The organism is Sinobaca sp. TMA16-18, from assembly GCF_059510535.1.
In genome coordinates this window covers 326,956-349,961 of sequence record NZ_JCAKFM010000002.1, presented here as the reverse complement: position 1 = coordinate 349,961, position 23,006 = coordinate 326,956, and the positions used below count along the sequence as shown (strand labels likewise).

The following is a 23,006-nucleotide window of genomic DNA, read 5'->3' as shown; positions in this document are numbered from 1 at the left end:
TACATATGTTCTCATTGTCTAAAAAGAAAGGCCGCCCTTCAAGAAGGACGGCAGAAAATGTCACAGACTTTTATTCATAATGCTTTCTGCGCCGAAAACCAATTGACTTCCGGGTGGTAAGGATAACACCGGATATAACAACTACGGCTCCGCCTATCTGCGTCCAGGTGATCGTGTCTCCCAGAAAAATGTAGGCGCCTGCCATCGTAAACACAGGCAGCAGATTTAAAAACACCGATGACTGGGAAGCACCAATCTCTGCAATCGAACGATTCCAGAGCAGCAGTGCAATCACAGACGGAAAGATGCCTAAATAAACAATTCCTGCAATATCCTGATACCCGGCAATAGGAGGCGGTCCATAAAGAATGGTTTCGACTGCAGCAAAAGGCAGCAGAATCAGGGCAGCCGCCGCAAGCATGACGAGCAGGCTTCCGTAGGCCGGAAACTTGTGCATATGCGTTTTCACGAGAAACGAATAAATCACCCAGGCAGCAACTGCCGCCAGCATAATAACATCCCCCTGGTTAAACGACAGGTTCCTGATCACTTCAGCAGACCCGTTGGTAATGACCCAGAATGCTCCTCCCAGGGAAAGGACAACGCCCGCCCATTGGTATCCCTTCAGCCGTTCCCGAAACAAAAAGAAACTCGCCACAATCGTCACAACAGGAATAGAAGACTCCAGAATCGCTACATTGGATGCGCTTGTATATTTTAACGATAAATAAATAAAGGCATTAAAAAAAGCTACTCCTGTTAAAGCCAGGCCGAGAAGCGGCTTCCACTCAGACCGGAATACTTCCCGGTGACGGACCGCCTGTTTCCAGCCAATGGGGAGAATGACGGCCAGTGCAATCCCCACGCGGAGAAATGCGATGGTAAACGGCGGAATATCCTCCAATGCTTTACCGACCAGTATATTGCCGGTGAAAATAATAACAGTAATGATTAAAAAGATATATGCTTTCATATGTACCCACCGCCTTTATGCCTTTTCAGTGTACGTCAGACCGCGGCTGCCTGCCAAATAAAAAAGCCATTCTTTTTAGAATGGCCAGATTGTTTTTCTTAATTGTCCTGTTCGTCTTCTGTTTCCAGCTCATCGTCGTTTTTAAATTCTACATCTATATCGATGTCTTCATAGTCCTCTTCCAACCCAAAGGCCTGCATTGATTCATCGAGCAGTTCACCTTCAGCGGAATCGGCGGTAACGTTCATGGAAGGAAGAATATTTTCAAGTTCATTTAATGCTTCTTCACCTTCTATTGTCGTACTTTCCCCGTCCCGGGAATCTTCTATTTCAGCCTCGGGGCTGCCGCCATTGTAGTCATAATCGACTTCATACTGACCGTCCCCGTAGTCTGCGTCAAGATCGTATTCACCGATCTCAAGATCTTCATGCCAGCTGCCTCCGTTGTCATCCTGGGCAGTTTCTTCCTGGGTTTCTTCGTTCTGATCGTCCCCCGGAGCTTCTGTATCTTCCTCTGTGCCGCCACAGGCAGCCAATAGAAGAGCGCTTACTGATGAAAATGCCGCCAAACTGAATTTTTTCATAATAATATACCTCCCTTTATCATCTATCCACTCGTTCCCTGCAGGGATTTGCAGCAAACGTACAATAGAAAACAAAATGTTTGCTTTTTCATCAGTTTAATATTAAACTGATAAGGGTAAAGAAGGGGGAGCCCATAAATGAGCATACAGAAAAAATTAACAAAAAAACAGAAACAGCTGGGCCTGCTCCTCTGGTTTCGACTTTCCCGCTTTTACAACGAAAGCGTGTACCGCTCCAATACTTATTTAAAAAGTTATGGGCTGACAACCTCCCAGTTTGATGTTCTTGCCCAGGTGGGAGCCCACCAGCCCCTTTCGCAGCAGGAGCTGGCAGAAAAGCTTTTTGTAACCAAAGGAAACATCACGCATATGCTCCGGAAAATGGAGGATATGGGATACATTCAGCGTGAGCAGAAGTGGCGTACAAAAACCATTACTCTTACGCAGGCAGGAAACGCCCTTTATAAGCGGAGCGTGCCCGACCAGGAACAATTTCAGGCTATGCAGTTTCAGGTTCTTTCCGAACAAGAACAGCAGCAGCTGTTGCATCTATTAAAAAAAATCCAAAAAAACCCTGTTTCCCATAAGGAGGAAAACCAATGAACATTAAAGGTATTCATCACCTCTCTGCCCTGACAGCAAACGCAAAACACAATCTCGATTTTTACACAAAAGTAATGGGGCTCCGCCTTGTTAAAAAAACGGTAAACCAGGATGATACTTCCGTTTACCACCTTTTTTACGGAGATGAAAAAGGAAATCCCGGTACAGAGCTTACCTTTTTTGAAATTCCGATGGCCGCTCCAAACCAGCCCGGAGCGAGCAGTATTTCCGGTACGTCCCTGCGTGTTGCAGACGACAAAGCGCTTGATTTCTGGAAAGCCCGTTTTGACAAAATGGGCGTCGGCCATGACGACATCGTCGAACGTGCCGGACGCCGCACGCTTGCGTTTCAGGATCCTGAAGGCCAGCGCCTGTTTCTTGTTTCCGATGAGAACAATACAGGTGTACCCGGGGGCGTCCCATGGGACCGTGCCCCTGTACCGGTGGAGCATGGTGTGACAGGACTCGGCCCGATTCGATTAACGGTGAAAAATCCGGCACCGACAGCTGGCATTCTTACAGACGTGATGGGATTCCGCCGCAAAGGAAGCTACGCTGCAGAAGTGGAAGGTCAGCCGGATATTGAAGTATTTGAAACGGGAGAAGGCGGAAGCGGAGCGGAAATTCATCTGGAACCGCGACCTGATCTTCCTTTTGAAAGACAGGGACGCGGCGGCGTACACCACGTTGCTTTTCGTGTAGAAGACAAAGAGGAGCTGGAAAAATGGATTCAGCATGTGACCGATGCCGGGCTTCCTAATTCCGGTTTCGTGGAACGCTTTTACTTCCGTTCTTTATACTTCAGGGAACCAAATGGTATATTATTTGAAATTGCTACGGATGGCCCCGGATTTGAAGGTGATGAGGACATTGACCACCTTGGTGAAACGCTTGCGCTTCCACCATATCTTGAGCCTAAACGTGCAGAAATTGAAGCAAAAATAAAGCCGCTCGATTATACACCGGAAACGTAACACGCGCTGCCCGAAAGAATAATTACAATACAAAGGTGGAATACTATATGAAACATATTTTTAAGCAGTCCAGTAAAAAAAACGCCCCGGTACTCCTTTTGCTTCACGGTACAGGCGGCACAGAAGAAGACCTGCTTGAGCTGGCCAAACTGATCGATGACCAGGCTTCTATCCTGAGCGTCCGCGGAAATGTATCCGAAAATGGCATGCCCCGCTTTTTCCGCCGCCTGGCAGAAGGCGTATTTGATGAAGAAGATTTAGTATTCCGCACCGGAGAACTAAACGACTTTATTAATGAAAGCGCGGAGAAATATGAATTTGACCGCAGCAATGTGATTGCCGTAGGCTACTCCAACGGCGCCAATATCGCGGCCAGCCTTCTTTATCACTATAAAGATTCTCTTAAAGGCGCATCTCTTCATCATCCAATGGTGCCAAGACGCGGCATAGAGCTTCCTGATTTAAACGGCACGCCTGTTTTTATAGGAGCCGGAGAAAACGACCCGATCTGCACACCGGAAGAAACTAAAGAGCTCAGCCGAACCCTTTCCGATTCGGGAGCTGCAGTAGAAGAATACTGGAGCCAGGCCGGTCATCAGCTGACTCTCGAAGAAGTCGAAGCCGCCAAAGCCTGGTATAAAAAGACCTTTTAATAAAATGAAACCCCGGAGACACTTTAGTCTCCGGGGTTTTATTTACGAATCAACAGCTTGATTTTATGCTATTACATCGTGAAATTCATCATTATCCTTCAGCTGCTTTTCTGCATAGGAGCATTGGGAAATAATTTTCTTATTTTCCGCCCGGGCCTTTTCCACTACGTGCTGGACAAGCTGGTAGCCAATATTCTGTCCTCTTAAATCTTCCGCTACTTCCGTGTGTTCAATCACTATTTCGCCATCTTTTTGTTCAAAATAAGTAATCCCGGCAGCCTTGGTTCCCTGCTGGTCTTCTACGTAAAATTCATTGTTTCCTTTTTTTACATCCATGTCGTATCTCTCCTTTGTTTTCTTTTTACCTTTTCCGGAGAAATTAAAACATTACTCCCATTCGACCGGCTTTTCTACAAGAACACCGTCGTCATTTGTTTTTTGATTCAATGTATGGTCTTTGGCCTGGACACAGATATAATACAGCACTTCATCGGAATGGTTGCGAAGCGTCCGGGCTCCCTCTGGTGCTACACGGACAACCGTTCCTTCTTCGATATCAAATATCTCATCATCCACCTGAAACTGCCCGCTTCCTTTCACGAAAATATAAAGCTCTTCGTTCTCTATGTGCTTATGATGAAACGGAATAGATGTATGCGGTGGAAAAGAACTCAGGGAGGCTTCCATGCTTGTGAGGCCGAGCAGTTCATTTAAGAACAGCTTGCCCCTCGTTTTGACTCTGCCTTCAATTTTATAGTCCTTCAGATCCTCCCACTTCCCTGGATATGCTGCCGTATAATTTGTGCCCTGCTTTTTTTCTGGCATGCTGGACCCTCCTCTAAATTTTCTGTTTCTCCTGCAGTATATAACGCTTTCATAAAAAAATAAATCAAGCCGCATCCTTGCAAAGGAGAAAAAGGCATGATATATTTTATAAATCGTAATCATTACGTTTTATAAAGGAGAGAAAAAAATGGCTAAAAAATCAAAAGTCGTCAAACAGCAAAAGCGGGAAGCACTCATTATAAAATATGCTGATATCCGTCGGAAACTAAAAGAAACAGGGGACCTGGAAGCGCTCCGCCGGCTGCCAAGAGACTCTTCCCCTACCCGTTCCAACAGCCGCTGCGGGGTGACCGGTCGTCCACGGGGATACATGAGAAAGTTCAATATGTCCCGAATCGCCTTCCGGGACCTGGCTCATAAGGGACAGATTCCCGGGGTAAAAAAATCAAGCTGGTAAAAATAAAAAAACACTGGACTGCCTTTGCAGATCCAGTGTTTATTAATGCCCTCCATAATGGGGAAGCATTTTTCGTTTATATAAAGCAGCCACGGTATTTAACAAAACGAGCGGCATTTTCTTAGGAAAATACTTTCTCGTATAATATACATAAAAAGCATTTTTTAAGTCATCCCACTGTGTGCAGTCTTTCTGCTGGCGGTAGCGGGCCACGTCAATAATTTTAATATCTCCTGTATCGGTGATAAGAATATTACGCAGGTGAATGTCCGACGGATTTAGACCTCTGTCTCTGGCGAACTGCAGAGCCCGGTCGACTTCTTTCAAATAGTTTTCCGTTATCGGCATGCCTCTTTGCAGGCATTGAAAAAGTGTACTTCCTTTCACATAGTCGATAACCAGATAATTCTCCCCTGCCTCATACAAATTTGGATAATACTCCAGTCCTCCAAGAGCCTGATAGATGAGGGCTTCTTCTTTAGCTACCGCTGCAAAGTCCGGAAAAAACATTTTCAATACTACTTCTGTTCCTTTTATTTTAAAAACATAAGCGCTTCTTCCTTTTCCGATAAATTCCAATGTGTCGTCGTAATCAATAAGGATCGAGTGCGTCCCTTTGTTTATCATTCGGACGCTTTCTGCAAGAGCAAGGTATGTTTTCACAATGCTCAATCCTCCTTTTGTCGTGTGTCTTATTATATCACGATTTTTTCTTTCTATCTTTTTATCGCTTTCTTTTGAATGATAATGACAAATAAAAAAGAGTCGGGTACTATCATAAGTATAATCTGAAAGGATGTGAAGAGCATGTCTTGGAACCGCCATCGAATTGGGATCATTCTGGGCCCGTTATTTTTTGCCCTCATTTATTTTTTTCCGGCCCTGACCGGTCTTGAAGATGCACCGCGTGCCGTGCTTGCTGTCACCGCCTGGGTAGCCACATGGTGGATTACAGAAGCCATGCCTATTCCCGCAACGTCCTTAATGCCGATATTTTTGTTACCGCTTACGGGAGGAGCAGAAGAAAGCACCGCAACCATGGCCTACGCCGATCCGATTGTGTTTATGTATATGGGCGGGTTTACCATTGCGCTTGCCATTGAAAAATGGGATTTACATAAGCGCATTGCCATGTTTATTCTTCTGCTTTTAGGAACAACCAGCAGCCGGATTGTACTGGGTGTCGGGATTGCCACGGCGTTTCTATCAATGTGGATCTCCAATGCCGCCACTGCACTCATGATGCTTCCCATCGCGCTGGCATTAATTACAGAAGCAAAAGACAAAGAATTCTTTAACGAAAAAGACTTGAAGTCCTTTGCGAAAGGCCTGCTTTTAACCGTCGCGTATGCAGCTTCCATCGGCGGCCTGGCAACGCTTATCGGTTCCGTTCCAAACGCCGTGTTTGTCGGAATCGCCAACCAGCAGCTCGACCAGACGATTACCTTTTTTGACTGGTTTATTTTCGGGTTTCCGATTACCGTCATTATGATGATTACGTTGTACTTTTATATGACAAAAATTAAATTCTCTGTGCCGAATACAGGCAGTATTTCTGAGAACTTCGCCCAGGATCAGCTGAAAGAGCTTGGGCCGATGAGTTATCAGGAAAAAGTGATTCTAATCATCTTTTCGATGACCGCTTTTCTCTGGATTTTCGGAGGATTCATCCCCTTTCTTGACCTGACCGATACAACCATATCGATGATGGCGGCAGTCTCCCTGTTTCTTATCCCAAGCCGCTATAAAGGAAAGCGCGGCGGGATTATGGTATGGGAAGATATGAAACGGCTGCCATGGGGACTTCTTCTCCTGTTCGGCGGCGGTTTATCGCTTGCGGCTGCCTTTGACGAGTCCAACTTAACCGAATGGTTCGGCGATATCCTGGGCGGCCTGCAGGTGCTTCCGTATCTGCTCATTCTCGTTGTCCTGGCAGCGATGGTGCTGTTTATGACGGAAATTATGTCCAACACAGCGGTTTCCAACATGTTGATTCCGGTCAGCATCGGACTTGCACTTGGTATCGGCGTAGAGCCGTACGGAATCATGGCCATCGTGGCGCTTTCCTCCTCTTGTGCGTTTATGCTGCCTATTTCCACACCGCCGAACGCGGCCGTGTTCAGCTCGGATTTCATCACCATTGACGACATGATTAAGGCCGGTTTCTGGCTCAATATTATTTCGATTATTGTCATTGTGGCTTTCGTTTATTTCTGGCAGCCTGTTGTTTTAAGCTTTTAAAAAAAAGAAGAAAAATAAACAGGGGTGACTCCTGCAAAACAGCCATAGGAGAAGATAAAGAGGCGTTTTCCCCTCTTTAGCTGAGGCATGGCCTGCGGAAAGCACCCCTGTAAAGGTTTTGTATAAAAATACCTATATTTTGTCTTTTTCAACAGCCTGAAGAAACATGCGCATTTACGCGCATGTTTCTTTTTTATACATTGCCTTCTGCAGGAATAGGATGTTCTTGTAAAATGCGCGCCATATGAAGCAGGTTATAGGCAAGCATCGTTACGTGGCCTTTCGTAAACTCATTACTCATGCCGTCGGCTTCAATAAACGATGGACCGGGCCCGGCTTCTCCCACCCAGTAGCAGTCTACGTTGGGCGGCACGGTAAAGCCGATATGGGAAAGCCCGTACAGCACCGAGGCAGCTGCATGTTTGGCACCGTCTTCGTTGCCGGTAATAACAACGCCGCCTACTTTATTGTAATAAACGGACTGACCTTTTTCATTTGTCACACCGGTTCCGCCATACAGCCTTTCCATGGCAAGCGTCGTGATACTGCTTTTCTCCCCTATCCAAAGAGGTGTGCCGATAATCAGGATATCTGCCTGTTTTACTTTTTCAAAAACAGCCGGCCAGTCGTCTCCTTCTCCCAGATCCTCACTAATACCATAAGGAATGTGATAATCAGCAAGCCTTACCGTCTCTGTGGAAACTCCTTCTTTTTCCAACAGTTTCAGCACTTCGTTTGTTAAAGCTTCCGTATTGGATTCTTCGTCACCGCTTTTTTTCAATGACCCATTTAATACCAGTGCTTTAAGTGCTGCCATATTATCCCGCCTTTTTTTTCTGAGTAATTGACATGTACCCTTATCCTGGAAGAAATATGCAGAGCTGTTTTGTTTTTTTCGTGAAGGGTACTGATTAAAAACAGCTGAGAAGGGGAGAGATAATCAATGACTATTTATGCAGCAGATGCTTTACAAGGAGAACATGCCCTAATTACCGGTGCTACCGGCGGCATTGGATACGACACGGCTATTACGCTTGCCAAAATGGGAGCAGCCGTTACAATTACCGGACGCCGGCAGGAAAAGCTGGAAGCATTGCAGCAGCAAATTAAACAAACCCATCCGGACGCTTCTGTAGCAGTAATTCCTGCAGACATCGGCAGCAGTGAGGAAAGAGCTTCTTTAGCAGCAAAGGCGGCTGCGGAAAATGGAACGATCAGCCTGCTTGTGAACTCAGCAGGTATTATAGGAGGAAGCACGGTCGAGCAGTTAAAGCAGGAAGAGATGGAATCCATCATGCATATTAATTTTACCTCGGCTGTACTATTGAGCCAGCTCGTATATGAAGGCATGAAAACGCTTGGCCGGGGAGCGATCGTAAACGTTTCTTCTTTATCCGGACTCCGGGGAACAACCGGCAACACTGCTTATGCTGGTTCCAAGTTTGCGCTTATTGGATTTACCCATTCCATGGCGCTCGAAGCAATCCCTTATGGCATTAGAGTGAACGCAGTCTGTCCAGGCTATGTTGATACCGAAATGGGTGAGACTGCTATCGCCAATAAAGGCAGGCGGGAAGGCCGAAGCTACGAAGAACAGCTGGAAATAGCTAAAGCCGGCATTCCATCCGGTTCCCTCACTCGTTCGAAGGATGTAGCAAATACGATTGCCTTCTTATTGACAAATGCCGCCTATAATATAGTTGGTGAATCAGTGAAAATATCCGGAGGCAGTGTGCTCCGCTGAGCACTCGTTCACCGGTTATGTCAACATACGAAATAGTTTGTTCAAAAAAAGTTCAAACTATTTCTTTTTTTTATGTCATTTCTGTGAATAATTTGGTATACTAAATTTATAGAAAATATGAAAACGCTTACTAATCTGAAAATTATAAAAAGAGGTGCTTGTAATGGATGTATTGCTCGTATTTATGGTTTTTGCCACACTTGTCCCATTTTTCTTTGCCCGCCGCAAAAAATGGTTTCTCGTTGTTCTTCAGTCAGCTCTTGCTTTAGGCATGTGGGACTATTTTCTAAGTCATTTCACACCAATTACTGTGCTTAATGCACCGACTTCCATTATTGCATTCTACGGCAGCCTGCTTATCACGAACGTAGCCATTATCTATATTATGATCAGCTATTTCAAGCAGCTGGAGCGCTCACGCCGCGTCCCTTTTCTCCGCTCTGAGGTAAACAACAACTCTAAATAAAACTTCGACATAGTAAAAGCCGGTTTACTGTCTGTATTGGCAGTATTTCCGGCTTTGTTTATACAATCTTCAAGAATAGAACAAAAAAAGGAAGCTTATCGCTGTCGATAAGCTTCCTTTTACTATTTAATGATCGCCATTGTGTTCTTCTGTTTCTGAACCGCCGCCATCTGTGCCGTGGTCGTGATAACCAAACGACATAACCCAGATCGAGCCTAAAACAATAATACCTGCAATACCAAAAGCGTAAATCATATTACCAAGCTGAATGCCTCCGCTGTCTGTTTCGGTAATATGCATAAACATAAACAGCTGAATGCCTGCCTGGATAATGGCAAGTGCCATAATACCAGTAACGATCCATCCCATTGGAAGTCCTGTGCCAAGAGCAATCCAAGCCGCTGCGCCGGTAAGCACAATCGAGGCAAGGTATCCAATTAAATGTTTTATAGGGAAACGCGATTCACTATGTGAACTCATTTAAGCCACCATCCCTAATAAATAAACGACTGTATATACGAATATCCACACAACATCTAAGAAGTGCCAATACAAGCCGAATATAAAGAATTTACTTGCTGTCCGCGGCGTAATACCTCTTTGGTAGAGCTGGATTAATAAGAGGACACCCCAGCCGAGGCCAAGCGTCACGTGAAGCCCGTGTGTACCGGTCAGAGTAAAGAATGCAGACCAGTATGCTGCTGAGCTGATCGATGCACCTTCATGTACCAGGTGATTAAACTCATAAATTTCCAGTCCGAGGAATCCAAGACCTAATACAAGCGTCAATCCCATCCAGATGAGAAGGCCGTTCTTCGATCCCCGGCGCATTTCATTGATGGCGATTCCGCAGGTAAAACTACTTGTTAAAAGAAGAAACGTCATTAACAAAGTAATAGGCAGTTCAAACAGTTCGTGGGGAGGCGGAGCATCCGCCGTCCTGCCTATCATAACAGCATAGGTGGCGAAAATGGTAGCAAATAATGCAATCTCTGCGCCTAGAAATATCCAAAAACCAAGGATATTCATACGTCCTTCTTGTGTGCGGTATTCCATTGGTCCTGTTGTTGCTTCCGTATGTGCACTCATTATTTGCTATCCTCCCCTCTGGCTGCCTGCTCTATTTCGTGTATTTCTTTTGTAGAGACATGGAACCCTTCATTGTAATCAAACGAGCGGATACCCATAATAACAAGGGTAAAAATCAAACCTGGAATTGCCATCCAGAACCATTCCCATACAAGGCCGAAACTTGCGATAAACAGGCCGAACATCATGAAGAATGGAAGGCCGGAGTTGCTTGGCATGTGTATTTCTTCCACTTTTGATTTGTCATAGGTCGTTTCGCCTTTATCTTTCATTCCTACATATGCGTCTTTACTGTCAAACTCAGGAAGAGTAGCGAAGTTATAGAATGGAATTGGTGTAGCAGTAGCCCAGTCCAGTGTTCTTCCTTCTCCCCATGAGTCGCCTTTTGTTTCACGCTCGGCATAACGGAAGCTGTAGTAGATGCTGTAAACAAATACAGCAAATCCGGCTGCCATCATAAAGGCGCCCGCTGTGGCTGTTAAGCTGAGCGGCATCCATTCGGGTTCAATCGTATATGTCCGTCTTGGCATTCCTGCGAATCCAAGGAAGTACATTGGAAGGAAACAAACGTTAAAGCCAATCATAAACAACCAGAAGAATATTTTTCCAAGTTTTTCGTTAAGCTTGTGTCCAAACATTTTTGGATACCAGAAGATTAAACCGGAGAAACATCCAAATACAGTACCCGCGATAAGCACATAATGAAAGTGAGCTACGAGGAAGTACGTATTGTGATACTGGTAGTCGGCTGCGGCCATTGCAAGCATTACCCCTGTTACCCCGCCGATAACGAAGTTGGGAATAAATGCAAGCGCCCACAGCATCGGTGTTTCAAACGTTATCCTGCCTCGATACATCGTGCCGAGCCAGTTGAATATCTTAACCCCGGTCGGTACGGCAATAAGCATTGTCGTAATCGAGAAGAAGGAGTTTACTCCGCCGCCGGCACCCATTGTAAAGAAATGGTGAACCCATACGAGGAAGCTTAAGAGTGCGATAATAACCATTGCGTAAACCATCGCTTTGTAACCAAACAGCTGTTTTCTTGCAAAAGTAGAAATAACTTCTGAGAAAATACCAAACGCCGGGAGAATAACGATATATACTTCCGGGTGTCCCCAAAGCCAGAAAAGGTTTGCCCACATCATCGGCATCCCTTCGCCGGCAAGCGTAAAGAGTTTGGCGTCGAATATTCGGTCGAGCGTCATTAAAGCAAGTGCTACAGTAAGAATTGGGAAAGCAAATACAATGATAAGAGATGTAATAAGCGTCGACCATGTAAAAATTGGCAGCCTCATCATCGTAATTCCCGGAGCCCTCATCTTCAGAATTGTAACAATAAAGTTAATGCCGGTTCCCAGCGTACCAATACCGGAGAGCTGGAGTCCCAGAAGATAATAGTTGATTGCCGGTCCGGGGTTTAATTCGGCCCCGGCCATCGGAGCGTAGTTTGTCCAACCTGCGTCCGGCGATCCCCCGATAATAAAGGAAATATTAAAGAGAGCAAGTCCAAAAGCAAAGGACCAGAAGCTCAAGTTGTTAAAGAACGGAAATGCTACGTCACGCGCTCCGATTTGAAGCGGTATGGCAAAGTTCATTAAGCCAATTAGAAACGGCATGGCCATGAAGATAATCATGATTGTTCCGTGTGTTGTAAAAATTTCATTGTAATGCTGTGAATCCAGGAAGGTCATTCCCGGCAGCGAGGTCTGTACCCGCATCATCATTGCATCGATACCGCCGCGGACAAACATGACAATTGCTGCGATGATATACATAATACCTATCTTTTTATGATCAACAGAAGTTATATACTCTCTCCAGAGCCATCCCCATGCCTTGAAGTAGGTGAGTACAGCTACAACCGTTATAGAACCAAGCGCAATAGAGACCATTGCGCCATATATAAGCGGATCTCCTGTTACGATAAATTCACCAAACAAAAAGTCTATAAACGCCTCCAAATTATCTCACCTGCTTTCTATTAAAACGTGCTAATCTTCCCATATGTCACGACCGCCTTGAAGGTAAAGCTTCTCTCCGAGCTCTCCACCATGGTGATCAATAATGTAATCACGGCCCTCATTTGTTCCATGATCGACAAAATCTAAATGCGTTGATGAAAATTCATTGTTTTCACTCAGCCCAGGCGTAAGCATAGCTATATACTCATCTTCTGTAAGCTCAGGAGCTGACTCCTGCGTTTCGGCAACCCACGCATTATAATCGTCTTCGTTTTGTGCGATAACTTCAAACGTGTGACCGGAGAAACCGGATCCATTGAAGTTGGCATTGCGTCCTGCATACTCGCCTTCGTTATCAGCCTGCAGATACAATGTGTTTTCCATACCGGCCATGTTATACTTCTGTCCGCCCAATGCAGGAATCCAGAGAGCCGTCATGGAATCGGCTGAAGAAAGCCTGAATTCGATAGCCCTGTCTGTTGGTATGTGTAAATAGTTAACCGTTTCGATATTTTCTTCAGGATAACTGAAAAACCACTTAAAGTTTGAAGTTGTTGCATGAACAACCAACGGCTCAGTGTCCGCAGATACTTCCGGCGGCTCCTCCAATTCATAAATCGTTGTTACGGTAGGGATAGACAGTACCGTTACAATAATAAGAGGAATAACCGTCCAAATTACTTCAAGCTTGTTGTTGCCGTGATGAGTTGGATCATAATTGTCGTTGCCTTCCTTTTCAGGACGATATCTGAACTTCACAAGCATATATGTGAAAAGTACGAATACAACAGCTACGATTCCCAGCATCATAATGATAGAAAATGTGATAAGTTCTGCTTGACTCTCTGCTACCGGCCCCTGTGGATCAAGAACGACTAAATCCGCACAGCCGCTTAAGAATATAACAAGAGCAAATGCAGGCAGCATCAGCGTCCGCTTTGCCCGGCTTATAAATTTTCCCACCTTACCCAACACTCCTTCCTAGTAATAGTAATACCCTGCCAGAATTACATTCTGCTCTGTCCATGGTAGCAAATTTATGCTTTCTTTTGTTCACTTTTCAAAGACTGTCATACAAACCTCAATTTTGTGTTTCAAATTCAACACAAAATCGACATAAAAAATTCACGGTTTCTAATATGTAAGAGTATATCCGCTTTGTTGAATTTTTTATGCTTTTTTTCATTTGGTATGAAAAAGCATTATTTATACAATTAGTTATGCCGTCATGCTCCTGCTGTCTGCTTTACTGCCCCCTTTTATCTGAACAGCCGTATTATTGGTTCACATAAATACCTACCGTTAGTATTGTGCTACGACTTGCAGAAAAAGTAAAGTCTCACCCTCTGTTTCAGCAGGAAAAACATAAAATGTTCACGATTCATTCCGGCTTTTCAAACGTTCTCCATTTTCTTGCTTTCCAAGAGGTTCTGGATCTGGAAACCGTGAAGATAATTAAACCAATCCAGACAATAATAAAAGCTGCCAGCTGCTGCAGGCTGAATGGCTCATTAAACAGAAATACACCCAGCAGGAGCATAATCGTGGGCGCAAAATACTGCAGAAATCCAATGAGCGAAAAGGAAATACGCTTGCTGCTTGCAGCAAATAAAAGCAAAGGCACTGCTGTAGCAGCTCCGGCTCCAATCAGCAGGGCATGGTCTTCCCACGAAAAACGAAATACGCTGCCTGTATTTCCCTGCACGGCAAATAGAAACAGCAGTGCAAAAGGCACCATAATCATTGTTTCGACTGTTAATCCGGCCCACGCACTGAGCGGGGTTGTTTTTTTAATCAGTCCATAAAGCCCAAAGCTCAGTGCCAGGCCAATCGCCGCCCATGGGAAATAACCATAGTAAAACGTCAGCGTGATGACACCTCCGACTGCCAGAAAAAAAGCCAGTCCCTCTGCCCTGGTCAGTCTTTCTTTTAAAAAGACGGTAGCAAGTACAACATTGAACAACGGATTGATATAGTAGCCAAGGCTCGCTTCAATAACCCTGTCACTGTTCACCGCAAAAATAAACAGAAACCAGTTAATGCTTATTAAAACGGCCGCTGCTGTTATGGCTGCCGCTGATTTTTTATTTTTTAATACACGAATGATTTCACTTCCGACCGGCTGGATCTTTTTTAGCACCAGCAGAACAGCTCCCATGAAAATCAGGGACCAGACAATTCGGTGGGCAAGCACCTCACCTGCCGGAACACCGCCGAGCATTTTCCAGTACAGGGGCAGAAATCCCCAAAGCACATAGGCCAGTCCGGCAAAAGCCACCCCCGCTGCCTGTTGATTTTCTCTCATCTTTTTTTCTCTCCCGTCCCTTTTTCTACTCTACAAGCCTATCGCAAAATAGAAAATGACGCATCTATTTTTTCGGAAACCGAAAGAATAGATGCGTCACCTATAAAGTCCTGTTTTTTAAAACATGCCGGCAGCAGCTGTCGCTTCCAGACCGATCATACTGATCAGTCCCAAAAACATACTGATGGTAAAAAAGAACGAGATACCAAAAACAACCCAGGCGGACATTTCTTTTTTGATGGAATAATACGCCAGCCAGGCAAACAGGACACCGATTAAAATCAATACAAAACCGGGACCGTGAAAAGAAAAGACAGGAGTGGACGGACCGGCTGGACCGCTGTCAAATAACAGCGCATAGAGCGGGGACGGACCTTCCGAACGCAGCAGCCTTTCAATTCGCTGCGGGGTTTCCTGCTCAGTCATAAATCCTGTTACAGCAAGTATGCTTAACGCCACAGCACTTTCGGCCCTAAGCCAGGGTCTCGGGCTGAACGAAGCATCCTTCTTTAAGCGTCCTCTAATGAAAAACGCATTAAAAACGGCAAAAAGCAAAATAACCGCAAACAGCAGATGTTTTAACAAAAGCGCCTGACCGTAGCTAAGCACCCAGGAGCCGGTAATTGACTCCGTAATAAGCTGGGACATAATCAGACCGGACATCGTAAGCAGCACAACACACCCAACTGCAATAAGCGTAAACCATTCCAAAAACCCTTCCCAATTTACATAGCTTTTGGAAAACCAGCTGACGATAAACAGTGTTCCGATCCACACACTGACTGCCAGGTAATGCATCGTATGGGTAGTAAATCCGATTAGACTGCTCGCTGAAGCTGCATGCCCCACACTGGCCTGAAAGCCTATAATGGCTGCTAAAATAGCCATAGAGGCCAGGTAAATACTCCAATGCGCCTCTGCTTTTCTGTAAAATAACGCAATCAATACTGCAAGCGCTATGGAAGCTATCGTTAATGATATCCACGCAGTTCCAATTTGGAACGAAAACACAACCATCTCCAGAGCTTCGGAGAGCAGACGGTCACGCCCCGCTGATATAGAGCGGGCAATGTCCAGCAGCGAAGGAAACGATAAGACAGGAAGCAGCAGAGCGCTTCCCAGCACGAGCGGAAATGGTACGTGCAGCTCCGGACGGTTCGTTTTTGGAATCATATTCAGCAGAGCGGTCCCCATCAGAATTCCAAGTGCAGCATATAAAAGCCCGTTGCTGATCGCAATAAGCACTTATTTTTTTCTCCTGATAAGAAAGAATAAAGCACCGGCTACAAGGACAAGAAGGATCACAGTGCCTGCCAGTATGAGTGTATTACCATTTCCTTCTTCTTCCTCTGCTGCACCGGCAGTATCTGTTTCTTCCGCTTCCGGAGCAGCTTCTTCTGCATTTTCCTGTTCTTCCTGAGCGGCAGCGGCATCTTCTTCCTGATTAACCGTAAAGGCAATAGTATCTTCTATAAGGTGGCCGTCTTCACTGATGATTTCAAATTCAAACGTGTAGTCACCGTTTGGGAGCGGATCGTCCGCAGTAAACACAACCTCATCTATCGGTTCATGCGTGACATCCCCTAAAACTGGTTCGCCTTCTTCATCATAAAGATCAGCTATGTTGTAATCCTGTATGGGAGAATCGAAAGTAACATGGACTTCGTTCATATCTTCTTCGATTGTTTCTCCATCTTCCGGTGTTGATTCTTCCATGTACGTATGGGCCTCAGCTGAAGCCGGAAACCATAACAAAGCAAAAGCCGCAAAGGCTGTTCCTATATATTTCATGCAATCTCTCCTTAAATTAGTCTCTCTTTCTTTATAACAGAAACGGGTCGAAATGGCTGTGAATAAATAAAGACTTTTAAATGAATGCAGTAAAAAACGAGCCCACGGTAAAGCGAGCTCGTTTTAGTTTATCTTTCCTGCAGTCTTCTAATTCTTTCTTCAAGAGGCGGATGAGAAGAAAAAAGCATCGCCATCGAAGTCTTGCCATTAATTTTCAGCGTCTGCACTGATCCGTGACTGTCATCAATCCGCTCGGAGTACTGCTTTAAGGACTGCAGGGCGTGGGTCATTTTGTCCCGCCCTGCCAAATCGGCTCCGCCGCGGTCTGCGTGATATTCCCGGTACCTGGAGAAAGCCATAACAACAATGCTTCCCAGGATGGAAAATAAAATCTGAAACACGATAATGGCTCCGAAGCGTACGAACATCCGCAGTGTACTGTCTTTTACAAAGTTGGATACAACAGTGGCCACAATACGGGCAAAGAAAATCACGAATGTGTTTACTACCCCCTGTAAAAGCGTCATGGTGACCATATCACCGTTGGCAACGTGAGCCACTTCATGGGCAATAACACCTTCAACAGCCGTTTTATCCATCGTCTGAAGCAGTCCGCTGGATACAGCTACCAGAGAACGTTTTTTAGTAGGGCCTGTGGCAAAAGCATTCACTTCCTTGGAGTTGTAAATACCAACCTCCGGCATGTGAGTAAGCCCTGCATTTCTTGCCATCGTATGAACAGTATCAAGCACCTGCTTTTCAGCCTGTGATTGAGGCTGGTCCGGCTTGATTACTTTTACACCCATTGTTTTTTTGGCCATCCAGCGTGACATCGCTAAGGATATTAAGGCGCCCCCAAAACCAAATGCCGCACTAAACAGCAGCAGCGCACCAAAGTTCATGCTGCCGTCCGGGCTTGTCATGCCTCCGATATTAATACCGAATAAGCCCAGGATGCCTATAACGATAGTAATCGTTGTTATAACTAAAATATTAGTAAGTACTAACAGCATAATTCTTCTTCCCATTGTTTCCACTCCTTTTTTCTCTCTTTCATCATACCTGCTTCTATTTTACGAGGCTACTGAATTATTTGTTTCACTTTCTTTGCCTTTGTTTCGTTTATTCTTCTTAAAAAAAGGAATGTAGATAAGTATACGTCTATTCACAGCACGTGCAGCAGCTTCACCAAATAAAGGAGGACACTCTAATGAAAGCTTTAGCCCTGACTAAACCTGGAAGTATCGATAACTTGGAAATCACCGATCTTCCTTTACCGGAACCACAGGAAAAAGAAGTACGGATCAAAGTAAAAGCGGCCGGTGTAAACCCGGTGGATTATAAATTATCGGAAAACGCCCTTCCCGAATGGGAGCTTCCCCACGTGCCGGGTCTTGATGTATCCGGCATTATAGATAAAGTGCATCCCGGTTTATCGGATTGGAAAGAAGGAGACGAAGTCTACGGACACATCAGCATGACCGCAAACGGCGCATTTGCCGAATATGTTACCGTTTCTGCTGATGTAATCGCTCCGCTACCGTCGGGGTGGAGCCATGAAGAAGCTGCTTCTCTTCCGACAGCCGCTTTGACAGCCTACCAATCCCTGTATCGAAAAGTAGCGGTGCAAAATGGACAGACCATCCTTATCCAGGCAGGGGCAGGCGGCGTAGGCGGCTATGCCATTCAGCTGGCTTCGCTTGCAGGCCTCCACATTATTACCACTTGTTCTCCGGAGAACAATGAGTACGTAACCGGCCTGGGAGCACACAAAACGATCGATTACCGGACTGAGAATGTAACCGAAGCGATTCACAAATATACAGATGGACGCGGCGTGGATATCGTACTGGACACCATTGGTGAAAAGACAGCTACCGAAGCGATTGATTACCTGGCGTTTAATGGCCACCTCGTCTGCATCGCTTCCCTGCCCGATTTTACACAATACACACCAAAAACACTGGCTCCTTCCTTCCACGAAATTGCACTTGGTTTTGTTTATCGTTCCGACGACCTCGAGCAGCGTGCCGACCTCGGTCGTATGGCCAGAGAGCTCGGAGCACTTGCCTCTCAAGGAAAGATTAAGCCTCTTCCTCAGGAAGTTGTTTCTTTGGAAGAAGTCGTTTCTGCACTTCACCGTATAAAAGACGGCCATGTCCGCGGTAAAATTATAGCCGCCTTATAAGAAACGAAAGCAGAAAAACCCTCAGCGGTTTTCTGCTTTTTTCTTTGATGAAGCCAGCTGTTTTAACTTTTCATTATACATATAAAAATAATACAGCATTTCACTTATAACTATCAAAATAAGACCGATATCTACTATATAAAACAAGATAAAAGCATTACCAGTTCTCACCATGCCCCCTTTTCTTTTTGACTGAATTCCAGACTATCCCACACATTACATATAAACGGAGGAACAACGAATGAAGCGACTTTTTTCTATTTTAACTATTATACTGGCGGTGATTATTGTGGCCATTACGCCTCAGCAGCATGTGAACGCAAACAGCAATTATTTATCCACCTGGCTTTGGGACACAAATAAAATGCTCTCTGAACCGGACCGCATTCTTACTTTTCTTGAATCAAAGGAAGCAGAGACGGTTTATCTGCAGATTGACCGGACCATCCCGTCTTCTTCCTACCGCAGCTTCATACAACGTGCCGGGGAGCGCGGTATCGCAGTTCATGCACTCGACGGCGCCTCCGACTGGGGAACGCGTTACAGCGGCAAAACACAGCCGCCAGTCATCCCCTGGCTGAAAACCTATCAGAACAGCGCCGCTCCTTCAGAAAAATTTGCAGCTCTGCACCTTGATGTCGAGCCTTATCTTCATTCGAGCTGGAACACAAATCATGCCAAAAGCGTCCTGAATTACCAAACACTGCTGATTAACAGTACAAAAGCCGCTAACGATATGGGACTCCCTCTTTTTGTGGATATGCCTTTCTGGTTCGATGAAATAACCTACAGCAGCAAAATCGGAAAAGGCAACCTGGCGGAATGGATCATCAAACAGGCTGACGGTGTTAATATTATGGCTTACCGTGACAAAGCAGATGGCCCCAACGGTATCATTACGCTGGTTTCAAACGAGATGAAATGGGGGAATGTATATGCAACGCCTGTAACCGTAGGAGTAGAAACGATGAATCTTGGATCATCTGAATCGTTTACTACATTTTATGAGGAAGGCGAAACATATATGCAGGCAGAATTGGAAAAGGTACGGACCGCCTACAGCGGGTACCGGAGCTTTAACGGCTTTTCCATGCACCATACGTATTCGTGGATTGATATGAAACCATAATACAAAAGGACAGTATCTTACAAAAATGCCTGTAATCGGGCATTTTTTTATTTTGTTTTTTAAAAAAGGAGGCCTTGTTGTGCTGAGTGATTATTTATTAAGTGATTATATTCTGCTCCTTGTAGGACTTCTGCTCGCCTGCGGAGTTCTCGTGTCCAAATTTTCCAGCCGGCTTGGCGTTCCCTCTCTAATATTATTTATCGCTATCGGCATGCTGATGGGATCCGGCGGATTGAATATCCTTCCTTTAGGGAACGTGGAGCATGTGCAGACCATCGGGATCCTTGCGCTTGTTATTATATTATTCGAAGGCGGGATCCAGACAAAGTGGTCGGTTATCCGGCCTGTTGCCGGCACCGCTCTTTCATTATCCACGCTCACGGTGCTGCTGACTTCGCTTCTTCTGGCAGGTTTTGCTTACGTTTTGCTGGACCTTACCATGATAGAAGCCTTTCTTCTCGGAGCACTGGTGGGCTCTACTGATGCAGCCGCCGTGTTTGCTACATTAAAAGGAAAAAATATTAAGCCCAGTCTCAGTGCCTCTATGGAAGGCGAAGCCGGGGCCAATGATCCCATGGCCGTTTTTCTTACCCTGGCAGCTATAGAACTGCTCATGTCTCCGGACCCAAGCTATACGCTGATGGCCGGAAGTTTTTTATGGCAGATGATCGGCGGCGTCGCAATCGGCCTGGCCTTAGGCAAGGTTGGTTCTTATGCTGTTAACAAAATTAACATGGATGCCGGCGGCCTTTATCCTATCTTTGCCATTTCATTTGCGTTCATCATCTATAGTTCGGCTCAATTTGCGCTCGCCAGCGGTTTTCTAGCTGTGTATGTTGCTGCTCTTGTAATCGGCAATTCGGAATTGACCTACCGCCATTCCATCACCACTTTTCACGAAGGGTTTGCCTGGATGGCACAGATCGTCATGTTTATTGTACTGGGAGCACTGGCCACCCCGGAAGATATTTTCTCGTGGGGCGTCATATGGACAGGTGTACTGCTTTCCTTTTTTATTATGTTTATCGCAAGACCCGCAGCCGTTTTTCTTTCTACGCTCGGCAGCGGATTTTCCCTGAATGACCGGCTGTTTTTATCCTGGGCCGGACTGCGTGGCGCAGTACCTATTATTCTGGCCACATTTCCAATCGTAGCGGGCGTAGATAATGATTCGATTATTTTTAATACGGTCTTTTTTATCGTGCTTACTTCAGCTCTCATTCAAGGGTCAACCATTGCTCCCTTGTCCAACAAGCTGAAAGTTACTGCCCCTGACAGCAGGGACGAACATTCTTCCTGGGAGCTTGTTAATATAGGAAAAACAGATGCTAAGCTTATTGAATATCAGGCCTCCAGACATTCTGCCATTATCGGCCAGCATGTAAACAGCCTTAATATACCGGAAGAATCTGCTGTCAATGCATTAGTCCGTGATGGAGAACTTCTTAATACAGACGCTAATATTGAGATCGAGCCGGGGGATACGCTGTTTATTCTCGTAGCCACCAGAAAAAAACACGACCTTAAACAAATGCTTGAGGGAAAAAAAGAAAAGAAACGTTTTTCGTAACAATAGGCAGACTGCGACTTCATTCATCCTGTTAACTATGGAATGATTGAAGTCCACTTTTTATAGGAGGTCATATTATGAATATGAAATACGCCGGCGTTGGATTGGTTATGCTGGCTGCCGTATTCTGGGGCATTACCGGAGGTATTGCTGACATTCTGATGAGCAGGGGCTGGGACCCTATTATCATTTCCCTTTACCGGGGCATTATTGGCTTTATCTGCTTTTTTACCTGGGTTCTTTTCCGCTTTAAGGAAAATTGGAACCGGTCTACTTCTTTTTACATATGGGCTCTGCTTGCAGGAGTCGGAGTGGCCGGAAATTTCACCTTTTATTTCGTAAGTATCCAGGCTTCCAGTATCGCTATTGCGGTCACTTTAATGTATACAGCACCAATATTTGTTCTTCTCATTTCTTTTATGCTGGGCATGGAGCGTTCCACCTGGATGAAATGGGCGAGCATTGCCGGAGTGCTTATAGGAATTATTCTTCTTACCGGAGCTTATAACATGGGGTCACTCACCGTGAGTGCTCTGGGAGTAACAGCCGGCCTCGCATCCGGTCTTTCTTACGCTCTGTTTATCTTCGGATTTAAAAACGCTTCCGCTCTTGGAAAGCCTCAGGCTACGTTAACCATCGCTTTTTTTATCTTTTGTCTTATCCTGTTTCTGTTTGCAGACATGAATGAAGCCGCTGCTGTATTGACATCAAATGATACAGGCTGGTTTCTTCTTTTAGGAATCGTCGGAGCGGGCATTTCTTTTATTATATATGTGATTGGAATCCGCCGGACAACACCTGCAAATGCTTCAATGGTTGCGATGGTCGAGCCGGTCACGGCCTCGCTGTTCGGTGTCTTGCTGCTCGGCGATCATTTAACCATCATTCAACTGCTTGGAATGGCGCTTATTCTCGTTACCGTCACTGTCGTAAGTGTAAAAACATCCAACTAAAAAAAGAGGGACCCGGAGATTTTTCTCCGGGTCCCTCTTAAACATGAACACAACTTTTAAAAAACTATGTTCAGTTATTCAGCAAATTTATTGTATTTTCCTTCAAAGTACAAGAGCGGGTCCCCGTCTTGTACTTTTAGATTAATGACTTCCCCTACAAACAACGTATGGTCCCCTGTTTCATGGGTCGAATGCACTCTGCAGGCCAGGTTGGCTAACGAATCTTCAATAACAGGCTGTCCTTCGAACCGCTCAAATGACACGTCGATATCTTCTTTGAGCTGTCTTGCAAAGTACATGGAATACTTTTCCTGTTCCTGTGAAAGAATACTTACCGCAAATGTCCCGGCTTCTTTAATTTTTTCATGGCAGGTCGCGTTTTTGGATACGGAAACGACGACAAGCTTCGGATCAAGAGATACGGACATAAATGCATTGGCTGTCATACCATGTATTTCTTCTGTCTCTGTTGTAACCACGGTCACGCCGGAGGCAAATTTCCCCATGGCGGATTTAAATAAGCGATCGTCCATTTT

At 45.3% G+C, this 23,006-nt stretch carries 26 protein-coding genes; 11 read left to right on the top strand and 15 right to left on the bottom strand.

Annotation, left to right across the window (positions count from 1 at the left end; translation table 11 throughout):
- Positions 1 to 70 precede the first annotated feature (70 nt).
- Both AC5W14_RS05450 and AC5W14_RS05445 read right to left on the bottom strand, forming a co-directional pair.
- Positions 71 to 973: a DMT family transporter gene (locus AC5W14_RS05450; RefSeq protein ID WP_496059787.1), complete on the bottom strand. Its 903-nt coding sequence runs from the start codon at positions 971 to 973 to the stop codon at positions 71 to 73.
- A gap of 98 nt (positions 974 to 1,071) precedes the next feature.
- A complete protein-coding gene (locus AC5W14_RS05445) occupies positions 1,072 to 1,557 on the bottom strand; it encodes a YusW family protein (protein WP_496193859.1) in 486 nt (161 codons plus the stop codon).
- A gap of 138 nt (positions 1,558 to 1,695) precedes the next feature.
- Here AC5W14_RS05445 and AC5W14_RS05440 point away from each other — a divergent pair, with 138 nt between their 5' ends.
- Genes AC5W14_RS05440 through AC5W14_RS05430 form a run of 3 tightly spaced genes read left to right on the top strand, consistent with a single transcriptional unit; the run spans position 1,696 to position 3,787 of the window.
- Entirely contained in the window at positions 1,696 to 2,160 is a 465-nt protein-coding gene (locus AC5W14_RS05440; RefSeq protein ID WP_496059789.1) for a MarR family winged helix-turn-helix transcriptional regulator, read from the top strand.
- Positions 2,157 to 3,134 carry a ring-cleaving dioxygenase gene (locus AC5W14_RS05435; RefSeq protein WP_496193858.1) on the top strand — a complete coding sequence of 326 codons (978 nt, stop codon included), beginning with the start codon at positions 2,157 to 2,159 and terminating at the stop codon, positions 3,132 to 3,134. Before AC5W14_RS05440 ends, AC5W14_RS05435 begins: the two co-directional genes overlap by 4 nt.
- A 47-nt stretch (positions 3,135 to 3,181) precedes the next feature.
- Complete coding sequence (locus AC5W14_RS05430) at positions 3,182 to 3,787, top strand: alpha/beta hydrolase (protein WP_496059791.1); 606 nt, start codon at positions 3,182 to 3,184, stop codon at positions 3,785 to 3,787.
- Between the two features lie 63 nt (positions 3,788 to 3,850).
- Here AC5W14_RS05430 and AC5W14_RS05425 read toward each other — a convergent pair whose 3' ends face one another.
- Positions 3,851 to 4,123 carry a GNAT family N-acetyltransferase gene (locus AC5W14_RS05425; protein ID WP_496059792.1) on the bottom strand — a complete coding sequence of 91 codons (273 nt, stop codon included), beginning with the start codon at positions 4,121 to 4,123 and terminating at the stop codon, positions 3,851 to 3,853.
- A 51-nt stretch (positions 4,124 to 4,174) separates the two neighbouring features.
- A complete protein-coding gene (locus AC5W14_RS05420; RefSeq protein WP_496193857.1) occupies positions 4,175 to 4,612 on the bottom strand; it encodes a cupin domain-containing protein in 438 nt (145 codons plus the stop codon).
- 148 nt (positions 4,613 to 4,760) lie between these two features.
- Between AC5W14_RS05420 and rpsN the strand changes: the two genes are divergently transcribed.
- Positions 4,761 to 5,030 (top strand): 30S ribosomal protein S14, encoded by a 270-nt coding sequence (rpsN, locus tag AC5W14_RS05415; protein WP_496059794.1) that lies wholly within the window; start codon positions 4,761 to 4,763, stop codon positions 5,028 to 5,030.
- Positions 5,031 to 5,072: 42 nt separating this feature from the next.
- Here the strand turns inward: rpsN and AC5W14_RS05410 are convergent, their stop codons facing one another.
- Positions 5,073 to 5,693, bottom strand: coding sequence for a protein kinase domain-containing protein (locus AC5W14_RS05410; protein ID WP_496059795.1), 621 nt, complete (start codon positions 5,691 to 5,693; stop codon positions 5,073 to 5,075).
- Between the two features lie 144 nt (positions 5,694 to 5,837).
- Between AC5W14_RS05410 and AC5W14_RS05405 the strand changes: the two genes are divergently transcribed.
- Positions 5,838 to 7,271, top strand: coding sequence for an SLC13 family permease (locus tag AC5W14_RS05405; RefSeq protein ID WP_496059796.1), 1,434 nt, complete (start codon positions 5,838 to 5,840; stop codon positions 7,269 to 7,271).
- A 193-nt stretch (positions 7,272 to 7,464) separates the two neighbouring features.
- Here the strand turns inward: AC5W14_RS05405 and AC5W14_RS05400 are convergent, their stop codons facing one another.
- A complete protein-coding gene (locus AC5W14_RS05400) occupies positions 7,465 to 8,088 on the bottom strand; it encodes a flavodoxin family protein (protein ID WP_496193856.1) in 624 nt (207 codons plus the stop codon).
- Between the two features lie 126 nt (positions 8,089 to 8,214).
- On the opposite strand from AC5W14_RS05400, the gene AC5W14_RS05395 reads away from it, so the two are divergent.
- Together AC5W14_RS05395 and AC5W14_RS05390 are read left to right on the top strand one after the other, a co-directional pair.
- Positions 8,215 to 9,015 (top strand): SDR family NAD(P)-dependent oxidoreductase, encoded by an 801-nt coding sequence (locus AC5W14_RS05395; protein ID WP_496193855.1) that lies wholly within the window; start codon positions 8,215 to 8,217, stop codon positions 9,013 to 9,015.
- A gap of 163 nt (positions 9,016 to 9,178) precedes the next feature.
- The gene (locus AC5W14_RS05390) at positions 9,179 to 9,481 is read left to right on the top strand and encodes a spore morphogenesis/germination protein YwcE (protein WP_496059799.1); all 303 of its coding nucleotides are present in this window, start codon (positions 9,179 to 9,181) and stop codon (positions 9,479 to 9,481) included.
- Between the two features lie 126 nt (positions 9,482 to 9,607).
- Here AC5W14_RS05390 and qoxD read toward each other — a convergent pair whose 3' ends face one another.
- The 8 genes from qoxD to htpX form a co-directional block, all read right to left on the bottom strand.
- Positions 9,608 to 9,961: a cytochrome aa3 quinol oxidase subunit IV gene (qoxD, locus tag AC5W14_RS05385; protein ID WP_496059800.1), complete on the bottom strand. Its 354-nt coding sequence runs from the start codon at positions 9,959 to 9,961 to the stop codon at positions 9,608 to 9,610.
- On the bottom strand, positions 9,962 to 10,570 hold the full coding sequence (gene qoxC / locus AC5W14_RS05380) for a cytochrome aa3 quinol oxidase subunit III (protein ID WP_496059801.1): 609 nt from the start codon (positions 10,568 to 10,570) through the stop codon (positions 9,962 to 9,964).
- Complete coding sequence (qoxB, locus tag AC5W14_RS05375) at positions 10,570 to 12,534, bottom strand: cytochrome aa3 quinol oxidase subunit I (protein WP_496193854.1); 1,965 nt, start codon at positions 12,532 to 12,534, stop codon at positions 10,570 to 10,572. The genes qoxC and qoxB overlap by 1 nt, the downstream gene beginning before the upstream one ends.
- 30 nt (positions 12,535 to 12,564) lie before the next feature.
- Complete coding sequence (gene qoxA / locus AC5W14_RS05370; RefSeq protein WP_496059802.1) at positions 12,565 to 13,497, bottom strand: cytochrome aa3 quinol oxidase subunit II; 933 nt, start codon at positions 13,495 to 13,497, stop codon at positions 12,565 to 12,567.
- A gap of 418 nt (positions 13,498 to 13,915) precedes the next feature.
- Positions 13,916 to 14,839 (bottom strand): EamA family transporter RarD, encoded by a 924-nt coding sequence (rarD, locus tag AC5W14_RS05365; RefSeq protein ID WP_496059803.1) that lies wholly within the window; start codon positions 14,837 to 14,839, stop codon positions 13,916 to 13,918.
- A 117-nt stretch (positions 14,840 to 14,956) separates the two neighbouring features.
- Positions 14,957 to 16,084: a copper resistance D family protein gene (locus AC5W14_RS05360; RefSeq protein ID WP_496193853.1), complete on the bottom strand. Its 1,128-nt coding sequence runs from the start codon at positions 16,082 to 16,084 to the stop codon at positions 14,957 to 14,959.
- Positions 16,085 to 16,630: a copper resistance CopC family protein gene (locus tag AC5W14_RS05355; RefSeq protein WP_496059805.1), complete on the bottom strand. Its 546-nt coding sequence runs from the start codon at positions 16,628 to 16,630 to the stop codon at positions 16,085 to 16,087.
- Between the two features lie 128 nt (positions 16,631 to 16,758).
- Positions 16,759 to 17,658 (bottom strand): protease HtpX, encoded by a 900-nt coding sequence (htpX, locus tag AC5W14_RS05350; protein ID WP_496059806.1) that lies wholly within the window; start codon positions 17,656 to 17,658, stop codon positions 16,759 to 16,761.
- Between the two features lie 182 nt (positions 17,659 to 17,840).
- On the opposite strand from htpX, the gene AC5W14_RS05345 reads away from it, so the two are divergent.
- From AC5W14_RS05345 to AC5W14_RS05330, 4 genes are all read left to right on the top strand, one after another.
- A complete protein-coding gene (locus AC5W14_RS05345; protein WP_496059807.1) occupies positions 17,841 to 18,818 on the top strand; it encodes a zinc-binding dehydrogenase in 978 nt (325 codons plus the stop codon).
- Positions 18,819 to 19,059: 241 nt separating this feature from the next.
- Positions 19,060 to 19,947 (top strand): amidase, encoded by an 888-nt coding sequence (locus AC5W14_RS05340; RefSeq protein WP_496059808.1) that lies wholly within the window; start codon positions 19,060 to 19,062, stop codon positions 19,945 to 19,947.
- A 79-nt stretch (positions 19,948 to 20,026) separates the two neighbouring features.
- On the top strand, positions 20,027 to 21,517 hold the full coding sequence (locus tag AC5W14_RS05335) for a potassium/proton antiporter (protein WP_496193852.1): 1,491 nt from the start codon (positions 20,027 to 20,029) through the stop codon (positions 21,515 to 21,517).
- Positions 21,518 to 21,600: 83 nt separating this feature from the next.
- The gene (locus tag AC5W14_RS05330) at positions 21,601 to 22,470 is read left to right on the top strand and encodes a DMT family transporter (RefSeq protein WP_496060090.1); all 870 of its coding nucleotides are present in this window, start codon (positions 21,601 to 21,603) and stop codon (positions 22,468 to 22,470) included.
- Positions 22,471 to 22,544: 74 nt separating this feature from the next.
- Here the strand turns inward: AC5W14_RS05330 and AC5W14_RS05325 are convergent, their stop codons facing one another.
- Positions 22,545 to 23,003, bottom strand: a complete 459-nt coding sequence (locus AC5W14_RS05325) for a flavin reductase family protein (protein ID WP_496059810.1) — start codon at positions 23,001 to 23,003, stop codon at positions 22,545 to 22,547.
- Between the last annotated feature and the right edge of the window lie 3 nt (positions 23,004 to 23,006).

Bases quoted from the DNA above. Each gene is read 5' to 3' on its own strand.
- AC5W14_RS05450 (WP_496059787.1), bottom strand. From the start codon at position 973: ATGAAAGCATATATCTTTTTAATCATTACTGTTATTATTTTCACCGGC.
- AC5W14_RS05445 (WP_496193859.1), bottom strand. From the start codon at position 1,557: ATGAAAAAATTCAGTTTGGCGGCATTTTCATCAGTAAGCGCTCTTCTA.
- AC5W14_RS05440 (WP_496059789.1), top strand. From the start codon at position 1,696: ATGAGCATACAGAAAAAATTAACAAAAAAACAGAAACAGCTGGGCCTG.
- AC5W14_RS05435 (WP_496193858.1), top strand. From the start codon at position 2,157: ATGAACATTAAAGGTATTCATCACCTCTCTGCCCTGACAGCAAACGCA.
- AC5W14_RS05430 (WP_496059791.1), top strand. From the start codon at position 3,182: ATGAAACATATTTTTAAGCAGTCCAGTAAAAAAAACGCCCCGGTACTC.
- AC5W14_RS05425 (WP_496059792.1), bottom strand. From the start codon at position 4,123: ATGGATGTAAAAAAAGGAAACAATGAATTTTACGTAGAAGACCAGCAG.
- AC5W14_RS05420 (WP_496193857.1), bottom strand. From the start codon at position 4,612: ATGCCAGAAAAAAAGCAGGGCACAAATTATACGGCAGCATATCCAGGG.
- rpsN (WP_496059794.1), top strand. From the start codon at position 4,761: ATGGCTAAAAAATCAAAAGTCGTCAAACAGCAAAAGCGGGAAGCACTC.
- AC5W14_RS05405 (WP_496059796.1), top strand. From the start codon at position 5,838: ATGTCTTGGAACCGCCATCGAATTGGGATCATTCTGGGCCCGTTATTT.
- AC5W14_RS05400 (WP_496193856.1), bottom strand. From the start codon at position 8,088: ATGGCAGCACTTAAAGCACTGGTATTAAATGGGTCATTGAAAAAAAGC.
- AC5W14_RS05395 (WP_496193855.1), top strand. From the start codon at position 8,215: ATGACTATTTATGCAGCAGATGCTTTACAAGGAGAACATGCCCTAATT.
- AC5W14_RS05390 (WP_496059799.1), top strand. From the start codon at position 9,179: ATGGATGTATTGCTCGTATTTATGGTTTTTGCCACACTTGTCCCATTT.
- qoxD (WP_496059800.1), bottom strand. From the start codon at position 9,961: ATGAGTTCACATAGTGAATCGCGTTTCCCTATAAAACATTTAATTGGA.
- qoxC (WP_496059801.1), bottom strand. From the start codon at position 10,570: ATGAGTGCACATACGGAAGCAACAACAGGACCAATGGAATACCGCACA.
- rarD (WP_496059803.1), bottom strand. From the start codon at position 14,839: ATGAGAGAAAATCAACAGGCAGCGGGGGTGGCTTTTGCCGGACTGGCC.
- AC5W14_RS05355 (WP_496059805.1), bottom strand. From the start codon at position 16,630: ATGAAATATATAGGAACAGCCTTTGCGGCTTTTGCTTTGTTATGGTTT.
- htpX (WP_496059806.1), bottom strand. From the start codon at position 17,658: ATGGGAAGAAGAATTATGCTGTTAGTACTTACTAATATTTTAGTTATA.
- AC5W14_RS05345 (WP_496059807.1), top strand. From the start codon at position 17,841: ATGAAAGCTTTAGCCCTGACTAAACCTGGAAGTATCGATAACTTGGAA.
- AC5W14_RS05340 (WP_496059808.1), top strand. From the start codon at position 19,060: ATGAAGCGACTTTTTTCTATTTTAACTATTATACTGGCGGTGATTATT.
- AC5W14_RS05330 (WP_496060090.1), top strand. From the start codon at position 21,601: ATGAAATACGCCGGCGTTGGATTGGTTATGCTGGCTGCCGTATTCTGG.
- AC5W14_RS05325 (WP_496059810.1), bottom strand. From the start codon at position 23,003: ATGGACGATCGCTTATTTAAATCCGCCATGGGGAAATTTGCCTCCGGC.